The sequence below is a fragment of the Ferrovibrio sp. MS7 genome (assembly GCF_038404985.1).
Taxonomy (GTDB): domain Bacteria; phylum Pseudomonadota; class Alphaproteobacteria; order Ferrovibrionales; family Ferrovibrionaceae; genus Ferrovibrio; species Ferrovibrio plantarum.
The window spans coordinates 191,982-205,813 of sequence record NZ_JBBKBA010000003.1 but is presented as its reverse complement, the minus strand read 5'-3'; the positions used below and the strand labels follow the sequence as shown (position 1 = coordinate 205,813).

Sequence of the window (13,832 nt, the reverse complement as noted above, 5' to 3'; positions counted from 1 at the left end):
TCGAATACCCAGCGGACGGCCGACCTGCCATAAGCTACGGCACCCGCAGTAGAAGCGGAGCGACGGAGGAACAGATGACCAAGGACCTGCATCATTTTATCGGCGGCAAGAAGGTGGCGGGTACGTCCGGCCGGTTCCTCGACGTCTACAACCCGAGCACGGGCGAAGTTGGCGCACGGGCGCCGCTGGCGACCAAGGCTGAAGTTGAGGCGGCGATCGCCGACAGCCAGAAGGCCTTCGAGACCTGGTCGCGGACCTCGCCGCTGGTTCGCGCGCGGGTGATGTTCAAGTTCAAGGAGCTTTGCGAGAAGCATGCCGACGAGATCGCGCTGCTGATCGCCAACGAGCATGGCAAGGTGGTGTCGGATGCGCGCGGTTCGCTGCAGCGCGGCCTGGAAGTTGTGGAATTCGCCTGTGGCATCCCGCATCTGCTGAAGGGCGAGTATTCCGATAGCGTGGCGACCGGCATCGACGTCTATTCCATGCGCCAGGCGCTGGGCGTGGTGGCCGGCATCACGCCGTTCAACTTCCCGGCCATGGTGCCGATGTGGATGTTCGCGGTGGCAATCGCCTGCGGCAACACCTTCGTGCTGAAGCCGTCAGAGAAGGACCCGAGCTGCCCGCTGCGCCTGGCCGAACTGATGCTGGAAGCCGGCGCGCCTCCGGGCGTGCTGAACTGCGTCATCGGCGACAAGGTGTCGGTGGATACGCTGCTGACCGATCCGCGCATCCAGGCGATCAGCTTCGTCGGCTCGACGCCCATCGCGCAGTATGTCTACGCCACGGCGGCAGCGCATGGTAAGCGCGTGCAGGCCATGGGCGGTGCCAAGAACCACATGATCGTGATGCCGGATGCCGATATGGATCAGGCCGTGGACGCGCTGATCGGCGCTGGTTACGGCTCGGCCGGCGAGCGCTGCATGGCTGTCTCTGTCGCCGTGCCGGTGGGTAAGTCGACCGCCGACCGTCTGGTGGAGGCCCTGGCGCCGCGCGTGCGCGCCCTGAAGGTAGGCCCCAGCGTGGACAAGGATTCCGAGATGGGCCCGCTGGTGACGGCGGAGCATCTGGCCAAGGTGAAGGGCTATGTCGATACCGGGGTGCAGGAAGGCGCCAAGCTGGTGGTGGATGGCCGTGGCATGAAGCTGCAAGGCTATGAGCAGGGCTTCTTCATGGGCGGCTGCCTGTTCGACAACGTGACGCCGGACATGCGCATCTACAAGGAAGAGATTTTCGGTCCCGTGCTGAGCGTGGTGCGTACCGAGAGCTTCGAGGAAGCAGCCAAGCTGCCGACCGAGCATGAATTTGGCAATGGCGTTGCGATCTTCACCCGCGATGGCGATGCGGCACGCGACTTCGCCGCCAAGGTGCAGGTCGGCATGGTCGGCATCAATGTGCCGATCCCAGTGCCGCTGGCCTTCCACACCTTTGGCGGCTGGAAGCGCTCGGCTTTCGGCGACACCAACCAGCATGGTCCGGAAGGCGTGAAGTTCTTCACCAAGATCAAGACCGTCACCGCCCGTTGGCCCACCGGCATCCGTTCGGGTGCGGAGTTCAACATCCCGACCATGAAGTGACGCCATGTCCTTCGGTCTGACCGAGGACCAGCGCGCCATCCAGGAGATGGCGCGCCGCTTCGCTGCGGAAAAACTGCAGCCGGGCGCGGCGAAATGGGATGCCGAGAAGATTTTCCCCGAGGCCGAACTGCGCGAAGCGGCAGCCCTGGGTTTCGCCGGCATCTATGTCCGCGACGATGTCGGCGGCTCTGACCTGACGCGGTTCGATGCCGCGCTGGTATTCGAGGAACTGGCGGCCGGCTGCACCTCGACGGCGGCCTATATCTCGATCCACAACATGGCGTCGTGGATGATCGACCGCTTCGGCAACGAGGAACAGCGCCAGCGCTTCCTGCCGAAGCTGACCAGCATGGAGCATTTCGCCTCCTACTGTCTCACCGAGCCGAATGCCGGCTCGGATGCTGCCGCCTTGCAGACCCGCGCTGTGGATGCTGGCGACCATTATGTTTTGAACGGCACCAAGGCCTTCATCTCCGGCGGTGGGCGTTCAGATATCTATGTCTGCATGGTGCGCACCGGCGAACCCGGCGCGCGTGGCGTTTCCTGCATTGTGGTGGAAAATGGCACAAAGGGCCTGAGCTTCGGCGCGCAGGAAAAGAAACTCGGCTGGAATTCCCAACCCACGGCAATGGTGATCTTCGAGGATTGCCGCGTGCCGAAGGCCAACCGCATCGGCGCCGAAGGCGAGGGCTTCCGCATCGCCATGGCCGGCCTGGATGGCGGCCGGCTGAATATCGGTGCCTGCTCGATCGGTGCCGCCAAGGCCTGCCTCACCATCGCGCGCGAGCATGTCGCCACCCGCAAGCAGTTTGGCAATGCCATCGCCAGTTTCCAGGCGACGCAGTTCAAGCTCGCCGACATGGCGACCGACCTGGCTGCCGCGCGGCTGATGATCCGCAATGCTGCCGCCATGCTGGATGCCAAGCATCCGGAGGCGACGATGTATTGCGCCATGGCCAAGCGTTTCGCCACCGATGCCGGCTTTGCCATCTGCAACGAGGCTTTGCAGTTGCATGGCGGCTATGGCTATCTGAAGGATTATCCGGTGGAGCGTTATCTGCGCGATACCCGCGTGCACCAGATCCTTGAAGGCACCAACGAGATCATGCGCGTGATCGTGTCGCGGTCGCTGCTGTCCGGCTCGTTCCTGGATTGAGATAAGAAATATGACTGATGAGATTCTGTTTTCCGTCCAGAACGGGCTTGGCATCATCCAGTTGAACCGCCCGGCGGCGCTGAACGCGCTGAATCACGCCATGTGTGTGCCGCTGGAGAAGACTCTGCGGCAATGGAGCACCGACACCGCGATCAAGGCGGTGCTGATCAAGGGCACCGGCGAGAAGGCATTCTGCGCCGGCGGCGATATCCGGCATCTGACGGCGCCGGGCGAGGAGGGGCGCGCGGGGGCGCGCGCTTTCTGGAGCACGGAATATCGCGCCAATACCCTGATCGCCGAAATGCGAAAGCCGTTCATCGCCTTGATCGACGGTATCTTCATGGGCGGCGGCGTCGGCCTTTCGGTGCATGGCAGCCATCGCGTGATCAGCGAACAGGCGCTGTTCGCCATGCCGGAAACCGGTATCGGCCTGTTCCCCGATGTCGGTGGCACTTATTTCTTGCCACGCCTCAAGGGCGAGCTCGGCACGTATCTCGGCCTCACCGGCGCGCGGCTGAAATCGGCCGATGTGCTGCATGCCGGCATCGCCACCCATTGCGTCAAGCGTGCCGATCACGCTGCGCTGGAAGCGGCGCTGATCGCCGCGCCGCTCACCGACAAGGCTTCGGTGGATGCCGTAATCATGCCGTTCCAGCACGATCCTGGCCCGGCGCCCCTGGCGCCGCATCTTGGCCTGATCGACCTGCTGTTTGCCGGCGACAGCGTGGCACAGGTGATGCGGCAGCTCGGTGCCTCGGATGGTTTCGGCGTTGAGCAGGCGAAGCTGATCCGCACCAAGTCACCGACCTCGGTGAAGTTGACCTTCGCGCAGCTCCGTCGTGGCCGCAGCCTGAATTTCCGTGATTGCATGAAGCTGGAATGGCGCATGTGCAATCATGTGCTCGGTGGCCATGACTTTTATGAAGGCGTGCGTGCCGTGATCGTTGATAAGGACCACGCACCGCGCTGGCAGCCGGCAACACTGGAAGAAGTGTCAGACGCCTATATCGAAAGCTATTTCGCTGCCCTGCCGGATGGTGATCTGCTTTTCGACTGATACAGACATAAAGAAACCCAGGGAGAGAGACATGAAGAGCATCGGTTTCATCGGCGTCGGGAATATGGGCGGGCCGATGGCGCGCAACCTGCTGAAGGCCGGCTATGCCGTGAAGGCGTTCGACCTCAGCGCCGAGGCGGTTGCCCGCGTGGTCGAGGCCGGCGGCACCAAAGCCGCTACGGCGCAGGAAGCCGCCAGCGATGTCGATGCCGTTGTTACCATGCTGCCAGCCGGCAAGCATGTGCGCGATGTTTATACCGGCGCCAAGGGCATTCTTTCCGTCGCCAAGCCGAACACGCTGTTCATCGACTCCTCCACCATTGATGTGAAGACGGCACGCGAAGTGATTGCCGCCGCCGAAGCCAAGGGCATGCGCATGCTGGATGCGCCGGTCTCGGGCGGCGTGGCGGGGGCGGAGAATGCTGCGCTCACCTTCATGGTCGGCGGCCGTGATGATGCCTTCGCGGCGGCTAGGCCTTTGCTGGAAAAGATGGGCAAGAAGATCGTGCATGCCGGCGGCGCGGGTAACGGCCAGGTCGCCAAGGTGTGCAACAACATGGTACTCGGCATCACCATGAATGCCATCTCCGAAGCCTTCGTGATGGGCGAGAAGCTCGGCCTGGCGCCGCAGGCGATGTTCGATATCGTCTCGGCGTCGTCGGGTTCCTGCTGGGCGCTGATCAACCATTGCCCGGTGCCGGGTCCGGTGCCGACCTCTGCCGCCAACCGCGACTACAAGCCGGGCTTCGCCGCCGATCTGATGCTGAAGGACCTCAAGCTTTCCCAGGAAGCGGCGCGTGCCGCTGGCGTGGTCACGCCGCTGGGTGCCGAGGCCACCGCGCTCTATTCCGAATTCGTCAATGCCGGCAATGGCGCGCTGGATTACTCGGCGATCATCAAGTCGGTGCAAACCGGAGCCAAATAATGTTGAGCCTGGAGCGTCGCGGCCGCGTCGCATTGCTGCGTTTTGATCGCGGCGATGGCCGCAATGCGCTCTCGGTGCTGGCCATGCGGGCCTTGCGCCAGGCCTTCGACGATCTGGCCAATGCGCCCGAGCCGCCGAATGCGCTGGTGCTGGCTGGTGCCGCCGATGTGTTCTCGGTCGGCTTCGATCTGAAGGACCCGATGCTGGCGACCATTGCCACCGCCAGCGTGCCGGAGCGCATGCAGGGGCCGCTGGCCGGTGCCGCGATGTGCAAGGCGCTGAGCGGTCTTGAATGCTACACCATTGCCGCGGTTGAAGGCTGGTGCCTAGGTGGCGGCCTGGCGCTGGCGAGTGCGGCCGATCTGGTGGTGGCGGGCGAGGGCGCCAGGCTTGGTCTGCCGGAAGTGGATCGCGGCATGAATTTGAGCTGGACGGCCTTGCCGCGCCTTATCGCGCGTTGCGGTCCGGCAGCAGCGAAGCGGCTCGCGATCCTCGGTGAAGTTTCAGATAGTGAAACATTGCGCCGGCTCGGCGCTGTTGATGAAGTGGTGCCGAACGGTTCCACATTGGAACATGCGCTAGCGTTGGCTGAAATCGCAGCAGCAAAGCCGCCACTCGCGGTACGCATGATCAAGCGCGGCGCGAATGCATACACCGAAGGTTTGATTCAGATGGCGTCTGCTCTGGATGCAGAGCAATTCGCGCTCATGACCATGACCGAGGATTTCGCGGAAAGCCTGGCGGCCTTCAAAGCCAAGCGTCCGCCAGACTTTCGCGGCCGCTAAGATCGGCAAGAAATCAGTCGAAATCTGTCAGATTGATTGTAACTGTCTGTTATTAATCATAAATATCCGGTTGCCCGCCCCCCGGCGGCGGGCGTATCATCCTTTGCATTCAAATGAATCGGCTGGGTGGCGAAGCGGGGGATGCTGCGTCGCACAGTGATCCTTTTAGCGTTTCCGGGGGATGGCGCGTGACAGCGTCGCGTATGGAAAACAGGCAGCGTCCAAAAGTAGGCTACGGCGAGTTGCTCGCTGCAATTGCCGACCATGAGAAGTATCGCCAGCGCCTCGCTGGCGGGCGGCGCTCGATTTTCCAATTCCGCGATCTTTCCAATTTGACAATGGCTGGTGCCGATTTGGCCGGCGCCGATTTCACCGGCTGCAAGATGCAGGGCGTCAATCTGGCGGAGACCAATCTGAGCCAGGCCGTGCTCTATGCTTGCGACCTGCGCGGCGCCAATCTGCAAGGCGCGCGGCTGGAGCGCGCCGACCTGCGCGGCGCGTCCTTGCGCGGCGCTGACTTGACCGGCGCGCGGCTGCTGGATGCCGACATGCGCGATGGCGTGGTGGCCGAGCGCGACAAATACGGCAATGTCCATATCAAGAAGCCGGACCATGATCCTGTCGATCTCGGCGGTGCCAAGATGGTGGCGGTGGATCTCACCGGCGCCGATCTTTCCGGCGTCGCCGCCGGGCGCACTGATTTCACCGATGCGATCATGGTGAACTGCATCCTGACACGCGCCAATCTTGCCGCCGCGCGGCTTGAAGGCGCCAACCTTTCCGGTGCCGATCTCTCCGGCGCCAACCTGAAGGATGCCACGCTGCGCGGCGCCGTGATGGTCGGTGCCAAGATGGAGAATGCGCTGCTGGCCGGCACCGATGTCGAAGGCGTGCTCGATGACAAGCCGAAAGGCCGGCCGCTGGCCGATCTCGGCGTGCCGATTGACGAAGCCTTGAAACTCTATGCCCAATGGCTGGGCACCGGCGGCGAGCAAGGCAAGCTGTTCGATTTCAGCGAACTCGACCTGCGCGCCATCGGCCCGAAGCCGGGCGTGATCCTCACCGGCGCCAACCTCAAGGGCTCCATTCTCCAGGGTTTGAACCTGCAGCGCGCCATGCTGCAGGGGGCCAAACTGATGGATGCCGACCTGCGCGACTGCAATCTTATGGGTGCCGATCTGCGCGGCGCCAACCTGGCCGGCGCGCAGATGGTGCGCGCGGATTTGCGCGATGCCAATCTCGGGCCGCTGATCATGCCGGGCAACCGGCTGTTTCCGGCTAATATGACCGGGGCGGTGCTGCGCGGCGCCGACATGCGCGGCGCGCAGTTGCGCAGCGCGGTGATGGACGAGGTCGATCTGGCCCGCGCCATGCTCGATGGTGCTGACCTGACGGACTGCCGGCTGCCCGAAACGCCGGTTTCTAGCCGCCGCAAGGCCTGATTTCCGCCATAGGCTGTACTGTTCGCCTACCGACGATCTTCACCTGATCGGCGAGTAATTTGTTGCGCTTCTGGCTATTTTGCAGTGCGATACATTGTGCTATTCGAGAGAAATCTAACGCGTGTAAGGTAGCCCTGACGGGGCAATAGGGGGACGTGTAATGCAGGACATTATCCGGCAACTCGAGGAGAAGCGCGCTGAGGCGCGCGCCGGTGGCGGCGATAAACGCATCGCTGCGCAGCATGCCAAGGGCAAGCTGACCGCGCGGGAACGCATCGAGTTGCTGCTCGATCCCGGCTCCTTCGAGGAGTGGGACATGTTCATGGAGCATGACTGCACCGATTTCGGCATGGCCGAGCAGAAGGTGGCAGGCGACGGCGTTGTTACCGGCTCGGGCACCATCAACGGTCGCCTGGTCTTCGTCTTCAGCCAGGATTTCACCGTGTTCGGCGGATCGCTCTCGGCCAGCCACGCCAAGAAAATCTGCAAGATCATGGACCAGGCGCTGAAAGTCGGCGCCCCGGTGATCGGCCTCAACGATTCCGGCGGCGCCCGCATCCAGGAAGGCGTCGACAGCCTTGCCGGCTACGCCGAGGTGTTCCAGCGCAACGTGCTGGCGTCGGGCGTGGTGCCGCAGATTTCGGTGATCATGGGCCCCTGCGCCGGCGGCGCGGTTTACAGCCCGGCGATGACAGACTTCATCTTCATGGTGAAGGACTCGTCCTACATGTTCGTCACCGGCCCCGATGTGGTGAAGACGGTGACGCAGGAAGTGGTGACGCAGGAGCAGCTTGGCGGCGCCGTGACCCACACCACCAAGTCCTCGGTGGCCGACAATGCCTACGAGAACGATGTCGAGGCGCTGGTGCAGGTGCGCCGCCTGATGGGCTTCCTGCCGCTCTCCAACCGCGAGAAGCCGCCGGCACGCGAAAGCTTCGATCCGATCGAACGCCAGGAAACCTCGCTCGATACCCTGGTGCCGCCGAATCCGAACAAGCCCTACGACATGAAGGAGCTGATCGAGAAGGTGGTCGATGACGGCGACTTCTTCGAGATTCAGCCGAGCTTCGCCAAGAATATCCTCACCGGCTTTGCCCGCATCGGCGGTCAGCCCGTCGGCATCGTCGCCAACCAGCCGATGGTGCTGGCCGGCTGCCTCGATATCGACTCCAGCCGCAAGGCGGCGCGCTTCGTGCGCTTCTGCGACTGCTTCGAGATTCCGATTGTCACCTTCGTCGACGTGCCCGGCTTCCTGCCCGGCACGGCGCAGGAATATGGCGGCATCATCAAGCATGGCGCCAAGCTGCTGTTCGCCTATGCCGAGGCGACGGTGCCGAAGGTGACGGTGATCACCCGCAAGGCCTATGGCGGCGCCTATGACGTGATGAGTTCCAAGCATCTGCGCGGTGACGTCAACTACGCCTGGCCCTCGGCGGAAATCGCCGTGATGGGGCCGAAGGGCGCGGTGGAAATCATCTTCCGCTCTGAGATCGGCGATGCCGCCAAGATCGCGGCGCGCACCGAGGAATACCGCCAGAAGTTCGCCAATCCCTTCGTTGCCGGCCATCGCGGCTTCATCGACGATGTGATCATGCCGCATAACACGCGCTACCGGATTGCGCGCTCCCTCGCCATGCTGCGGGACAAGGAGTTGCAGAATCCGTGGAAGAAGCACGACAACATCCCGCTGTGAGCGAGCGCAAAACAATGGCCAAGAAGACCCAGACCAAGAAAGCTGCCGCTCCTGTTGCTAAGGCCGGCAAGCTGTTCGACAAAATCCTGATCGCCAACCGCGGTGAAATCGCCTGCCGCGTGATCAAGACCTGCCGCAAGCTCGGCATCAAGACCGTGGCGGTCTATTCCGATGCCGATGATGGCGCGCTGCATATGCGCATGGCCGACGAGGCGATCCATATCGGCGCACCGCCGGCCGCTGAAAGCTATCTGGTGATCGACAAGATCGTCGCCGCCTGCAAGCAGACCGGCGCTCAGGCGGTGCACCCGGGCTACGGCTTCCTCTCCGAGAACCGCAAATTCGCCGAGGCGCTGAAGCAGGCCGGTATTGCCTTCATCGGCCCGAACCCGAACGCGATCTTCGCCATGGGCGACAAGATCGAGTCGAAGAAGCTGGCCAAGAAGGCCGGCGTCTCCACCGTGCCGGGCTATCTCGGCGCCATCAAGGACGGCAAGGAAGCCACCAAGATTGCCCGCGAGATCGGCTATCCGGTGATGATCAAGGCCTCTGCCGGCGGCGGCGGCAAGGGCATGCGCATCGCGCGCTCTGACTCGGAAGTGGAGCAGGGCTTCTCTTCCGCCACCAATGAGGCGAAGAATTCCTTCGGCGACGACCGTGTGTTCATCGAGAAGTATATCGAGGAGCCGCGCCATATCGAAATCCAGGTGCTGGGCGACAAGCACGGCAACGTGATCTACCTTGGCGAACGCGAATGCTCGATTCAGCGCCGGCACCAGAAAGTCGTTGAAGAAGCACCGTCGCCGTTCCTCGATGCCAAGACCCGCAAGGCGATGGGCGAGCAGGCCGTCGCGCTGGCCAAGACCGTGGCGTATGACAGCGCCGGCACGGTGGAATTTATTGTCGGCCCGGACCGCAAGTTCTACTTCCTCGAGATGAACACCCGCCTGCAGGTGGAGCATCCGGTCACCGAACTGATCACTGGCGTTGATCTGGTCGAGCAGATGATCCGCGTCGCGGCCGGCGAGAAGCTGACCATCGCGCAGAAGGATGTGAAGCTGAACGGCTGGGCCATCGAAGCCCGCATCTATGCCGAAGACCCGTATCGCGGCTTCCTGCCTTCCACCGGCCGCCTGGTGCGCTGGCGCACGGCGGAAGAATCGCCGGTGATCCGCAACGATACCGGCGTGGTCGAGGGCAGCGAGATCAGCATGTTCTACGATCCGATGATTTCGAAACTCTGCGGCTACGGCAAAACCCGCGAGGAAGCGACCAAGGCGCTGGCCGATGCGCTGGACGAGACCTGGATTTCCGGCATCGGCCACAATGTCAATTTCCTTAACGCCGTGTTGGCGCATCCGCGCTTCCAGTCCGGCAAGCTCTCGACCAACTTCATCGCCGAGGAATGGCCGCAAGGCTTTGCCGGCGCAGCGCTGCCTGCCGCCAGGCATCAGGCGCTTACGGCGGTGGCGGTGCTGCTGCATCTGCGCGCCGAACGCCGCGCCAGCCATATCACCGGCAAGCTCGGCCTGCCGGAAAAGGCAGCCGGCGGCGACTGGGTGGTGTTCGAAGGCAAGGCCGAAACCGTTGCCAGCGCCAGCGATGCCGAGGGTGGTTATGATGTGAAGCTTGGGGCGAAGAAGGCCGTGAAGGTGCGCTCCGACTGGCATCCCGGCGAAGCCTTCTTCCGCGGCACTGTCGATGGCACGCCTATCGTTGCTCGCGTGGCGATGCGCCAGGAAGGTTTCCGCATCACCCATGGCGGTGCCGAACTCGACCTGATCGTGCGCAGCCCGCGTGCCGCCGAATTGGCCCGCCTGATGCCGGAAAAGGTGGCGCCCGACATGTCGAAGTATCTGCTGTGCCCGATGCCGGGCCTGGTAGTGTCGATCAATGTCGCCGAGGGCGAGCCGGTGAAGGCCGGCCAGGCGCTCGCCGTGGTGGAAGCTATGAAGATGGAAAACGTGCTGCGCGCCGAACGCGACGGCACGGTGAAGAAGGTCAATGCCAAGAAGGGCGACAGCCTGGCCGTTGACCAGGTGATCCTCGAATTCGCGTAAGGGAGAAACAGACATGACCACGACGACGCTCAACCCGACCCTGCTGCAGCATGTGGCGCCCGGCATGAAAGCTTGGCGCGTTGCCCTGGCGATGCTGGCCGGTTCCGCGCTGCTGGCGATTTCGGCCAAGGTGCAGGTGCCTTTCTGGCCGGTGCCGATGACCTTGCAGACACTGGCCATCCTGGCGATCGGCATGGCGTTCGGCAGTCGCTTGGGTGCTGCCACCGTGCTGCTCTATCTCGCGGAAGGCTTCGTCGGTCTGCCGGTCTTTGCCGGTGCTGCTGCCGGTCCGGCCTATTTCGCCGGCCCCACGGCGGGCTACCTGATCGGCTTCGTGGCGTCCGCTTGGCTGATCGGCTGGCTGGCTGAGCGCGGCTGGGATCGCTCGTTGCTGCGCTGCTTGATCGCCATGGCGGTCGGCCATGCCGTGGTGTTCGTGTTCGGCGTGAGTTGGCTCGCCACCCTGGTCGGCGTGCAGAAGGCGCTGGCCGCCGGCCTCTACCCCTTCTGGGCCGCCACTTTGGTCAAGACCCTGCTCGGCGTTGCCGTGATGCAGGCCGCCTGGCATCTGGCGCTGAAGCGTCGCAGCCTGGGTTAAACATCCATCATCGTCATGCGCGGACTTGATCCGCGCATCTCTTCTCGATTTCAGGAAATGAGATACCCGCGTCAAGCGCGGGTATGACGAGTTTGTTGTTGTCAGCCCGATTGCAGATACTGGATCGCTGCGTCGCGCTCGAACAGATAGAGCAGGTGGCGCAGGGCTTCGCCGCGCTCTGTTTTCAGCGTCGGGTCGCGCTCGAGGATGAGCTTGGCATCGTCGCGCGCCGTTGCCAGCAGGTCGCCATGGGCGCCCAGTTCGGCGATGCGGAATTCGGGCAGGCCGCTCTGGCGCGTACCCAACACTTCGCCGGCACCGCGCAAGCGCAGGTCTTCCTCGGCAATGCGGAAACCGTCGTCGCTCTCGCGGATGATCTTCAAGCGCGCACGCGAGGTTTCGCCGAGCTTGCCATAATAGAGCAGCAGGCAGGAGCCGGGCTTGCCGCCGCGCCCGACACGACCGCGCAACTGGTGCAACTGCGCCAGGCCGAAGCGTTCGGCGTGTTCGATGACAATGAGCGTGGCTTCCGGCACATCGACGCCGACTTCGATCACCGTGGTAGCTACCAGCAGCCTGGAACGCCCGGCGACGAAATCCTCCATCGCCGCGTCCTTCTCGGCCGCCGGCATCTGGCCATGCACCAAGCCGATACTGCCATGGCCTAAGCGCCCTTCCAGCTTTTCGCGCAGCGCGGCATGGCGTTCGGCCGCGGCGGCGAGGTCGCTGGCTTCGCTTTCTTCCACCAGCGGGCAGACCCAGTAGACGCGTTCGCCGCTTTCGATCTTGCGTGCCACGGCTTCCATCACTTCCGGCAGGCGTTCGGCGGCAACCGTGCGGGTGTCCACCGGTTTGCGGCCAGGCGGCTTCTCGGTGAGTTTCGACACATCCATGTCGCCATAGGCGGTGAGCGAGAGCGTGCGCGGGATTGGCGTTGCGGTCATCACCAGCATGTCGACGCCTTCGCCCTTGTTGGTGAGGCTAAGCCGCTGGCCGACACCGAAGCGGTGCTGTTCGTCGATCACCGCCAAGCCAAGGTTGTGGAACGCCACATCCCCTTGGAACAGCGCATGCGTACCGATCACGATATCGATGCCGCCGCTGGCGAGTTGATCCAGCAGGGCGGCGCGCGCCTTGCCTTTGTCGCGGCCGGTGAGCAGCGCGAGCTTGACGCCGAGTTTCTCGGCATAAGGCGCCAGCGTCTCGGCATGCTGGCGGGCGAGGATTTCGGTTGGCGCCATCAGCGCGGCCTGGGCGCCAGCCTCTACCGCCACCAGCATGGAATAGAGCGCCACCATGGTCTTGCCGCTGCCGACATCGCCTTGCAGCAGCCGAAGCATGCGGCGCTCGGATGCCATGTCGCCGGCAATCTCGGCAATCGCTTGGCGCTGCGCGTTGGTCAGCGGCCAGGGCAGGGCCTTGTCCAGCGTATCGCGCAGCCGCCCATTGCCCACCAATGGCCGGCCAGTGAGGCGTTTCAGCCGGCGGCGCACCAGCAGCAGGGCAAGCTGGTTGGCGAGTAGTTCGTCATAGGCCAGCCGCGAGCGCCAGGGTGTGAAGGCTTCCAGATCCTCGGCTTCCTCCGGCTTGTGCAGGCGCCGCAAGGCGCTCTGCCAGTCGCTCCAACCCTGGCGTTTCTGATAGGCCGGATCGAGCCATTCCGGCAGCACCGGCGCGCGGCTCACGGCCTCGTCCACCAGCTTGTTCATCACCCGGCCCGAGAGGCCGGCGGTGAGAGGGTAGACCGGCTCAACGGCGGCCATGGCGGCGATTTCCTCGGGCGTGCCGATGCGGTCCGGATGAGTCATCTGCGCCCGGCCATCGAACAACTCAATCTGGCCGCTGATCACCCGTGTCTCGCCCGGTGGCAGCGCGCGCAGCAGGTAATCCTCGCGGCCATTGAAGAAGACCAGGGTGAGGGAGCCGGTGGCGTCGCTCACCGCGATGCGGTAGGGCAGGCGTGGCGTGCGCGGCGGGAAATGCTTCTCGACGGTGATTTCCAGCGTGCAGATGCGGCCCGGCTGTGCCTCGGCTATGGTTGGGCGATAGCGGCGGTCCACCAGCCCCGAAGGGCGGTGCCACCACAGGTCCAGCAGCCGCCCGCCGGCCAGCTTTTCGATCAATGCCGCCAGTTTCGGGCCGCAGCCCTTCAGGCGGTTGATCGGCGTGAAGGCGGGGTTGAGCAACTCCGGCCGCATTTTGTTCCTGGAAATGCTTGTCGATACCCTAGGGGGCGTACTATATCCTTGGCCACATTCCCAGAGCTAGGCGTCATGTCGGAACCTATTGAAATCCGTCGGAAACGGCTGATCCACCGCAGCCTGTATACCGGCATGAAGGAAACCGACCTGCTGCTCGGCGGCTTCGCGCGCGCACATCTACCGGATTTCGACGCCACCATGCTGGATCAGTATGAGGCGCTGCTGGATACCAACGAGGATCCGCAGATCTATGCCTGGGCGATTGGCCGCGAGCCGGTGCCGGCTGAGTTCGATACGCCGGTGATGCGGCTGCTCAAAAGCTACATCCCGCCGCGCTGATC

At 63.7% G+C, this 13,832-nt stretch carries 11 protein-coding genes; 10 read left to right on the top strand and 1 reads right to left on the bottom strand.

Translation table 11 applies throughout. The features are described from left to right. Nucleotides 1-74: 74 nt before the first annotated feature. The 9 genes from V6B08_RS19250 (at nucleotide 75) to V6B08_RS19210 (ending at nucleotide 11,290) form a co-directional block, all read left to right on the top strand. On the top strand, nucleotides 75-1,574 hold the full coding sequence (locus V6B08_RS19250; RefSeq protein WP_341983963.1) for a CoA-acylating methylmalonate-semialdehyde dehydrogenase: 1,500 nt from the start codon (nucleotides 75-77) through the stop codon (nucleotides 1,572-1,574). A gap of 4 nt (nucleotides 1,575-1,578) precedes the next feature. Beyond that, nucleotides 1,579-2,730 carry an acyl-CoA dehydrogenase family protein gene (locus tag V6B08_RS19245; RefSeq protein ID WP_341983961.1) on the top strand — a complete coding sequence of 384 codons (1,152 nt, stop codon included), beginning with the start codon at nucleotides 1,579-1,581 and terminating at the stop codon, nucleotides 2,728-2,730. A gap of 10 nt (nucleotides 2,731-2,740) precedes the next feature. Further along, complete coding sequence (locus V6B08_RS19240) at nucleotides 2,741-3,787, top strand: enoyl-CoA hydratase/isomerase family protein (RefSeq protein WP_341983959.1); 1,047 nt, start codon at nucleotides 2,741-2,743, stop codon at nucleotides 3,785-3,787. Nucleotides 3,788-3,818: 31 nt separating this feature from the next. Then, entirely contained in the window at nucleotides 3,819-4,712 is an 894-nt protein-coding gene (gene mmsB, locus V6B08_RS19235) for a 3-hydroxyisobutyrate dehydrogenase (RefSeq protein WP_341983957.1), read from the top strand. Beyond that, nucleotides 4,712-5,497 (top strand): enoyl-CoA hydratase/isomerase family protein, encoded by a 786-nt coding sequence (locus V6B08_RS19230; RefSeq protein ID WP_341983954.1) that lies wholly within the window; start codon nucleotides 4,712-4,714, stop codon nucleotides 5,495-5,497. Before mmsB ends, V6B08_RS19230 begins: the two co-directional genes overlap by 1 nt. 242 nt (nucleotides 5,498-5,739) lie before the next feature. Continuing rightward, nucleotides 5,740-6,939: a pentapeptide repeat-containing protein gene (locus V6B08_RS19225; RefSeq protein ID WP_341983952.1), complete on the top strand. Its 1,200-nt coding sequence runs from the start codon at nucleotides 5,740-5,742 to the stop codon at nucleotides 6,937-6,939. Between the two features lie 160 nt (nucleotides 6,940-7,099). After that, nucleotides 7,100-8,632 carry an acyl-CoA carboxylase subunit beta gene (locus tag V6B08_RS19220; protein ID WP_341983950.1) on the top strand — a complete coding sequence of 511 codons (1,533 nt, stop codon included), beginning with the start codon at nucleotides 7,100-7,102 and terminating at the stop codon, nucleotides 8,630-8,632. A gap of 71 nt (nucleotides 8,633-8,703) precedes the next feature. Beyond that, a complete protein-coding gene (locus tag V6B08_RS19215; protein ID WP_341984478.1) occupies nucleotides 8,704-10,692 on the top strand; it encodes an acetyl-CoA carboxylase biotin carboxylase subunit in 1,989 nt (662 codons plus the stop codon). Between the two features lie 13 nt (nucleotides 10,693-10,705). Continuing rightward, entirely contained in the window at nucleotides 10,706-11,290 is a 585-nt protein-coding gene (locus V6B08_RS19210; protein WP_341983945.1) for a biotin transporter BioY, read from the top strand. Between the two features lie 101 nt (nucleotides 11,291-11,391). Here V6B08_RS19210 and recG read toward each other — a convergent pair whose 3' ends face one another. Then, a complete protein-coding gene (recG, locus tag V6B08_RS19205) occupies nucleotides 11,392-13,488 on the bottom strand; it encodes an ATP-dependent DNA helicase RecG (protein WP_341983944.1) in 2,097 nt (698 codons plus the stop codon). A 75-nt stretch (nucleotides 13,489-13,563) separates the two neighbouring features. Between recG and V6B08_RS19200 the strand changes: the two genes are divergently transcribed. Continuing rightward, nucleotides 13,564-13,830, top strand: a complete 267-nt coding sequence (locus tag V6B08_RS19200; RefSeq protein WP_341983943.1) for an FAD assembly factor SdhE — start codon at nucleotides 13,564-13,566, stop codon at nucleotides 13,828-13,830. Nucleotides 13,831-13,832 lie beyond the last annotated feature (2 nt).

Coding starts and splice junctions, on each gene's coding strand:
- V6B08_RS19250 (WP_341983963.1), top strand. CDS start 75: ATGACCAAGGACCTGCATCATTTTATCGGCGGCAAGAAGGTGGCGGGT.
- V6B08_RS19245 (WP_341983961.1), top strand. CDS start 1,579: ATGTCCTTCGGTCTGACCGAGGACCAGCGCGCCATCCAGGAGATGGCG.
- V6B08_RS19240 (WP_341983959.1), top strand. CDS start 2,741: ATGACTGATGAGATTCTGTTTTCCGTCCAGAACGGGCTTGGCATCATC.
- mmsB (WP_341983957.1), top strand. CDS start 3,819: ATGAAGAGCATCGGTTTCATCGGCGTCGGGAATATGGGCGGGCCGATG.
- V6B08_RS19230 (WP_341983954.1), top strand. CDS start 4,712: ATGTTGAGCCTGGAGCGTCGCGGCCGCGTCGCATTGCTGCGTTTTGAT.
- V6B08_RS19220 (WP_341983950.1), top strand. CDS start 7,100: ATGCAGGACATTATCCGGCAACTCGAGGAGAAGCGCGCTGAGGCGCGC.
- V6B08_RS19210 (WP_341983945.1), top strand. CDS start 10,706: ATGACCACGACGACGCTCAACCCGACCCTGCTGCAGCATGTGGCGCCC.
- recG (WP_341983944.1), bottom strand. CDS start 13,488: ATGCGGCCGGAGTTGCTCAACCCCGCCTTCACGCCGATCAACCGCCTG.
- V6B08_RS19200 (WP_341983943.1), top strand. CDS start 13,564: ATGTCGGAACCTATTGAAATCCGTCGGAAACGGCTGATCCACCGCAGC.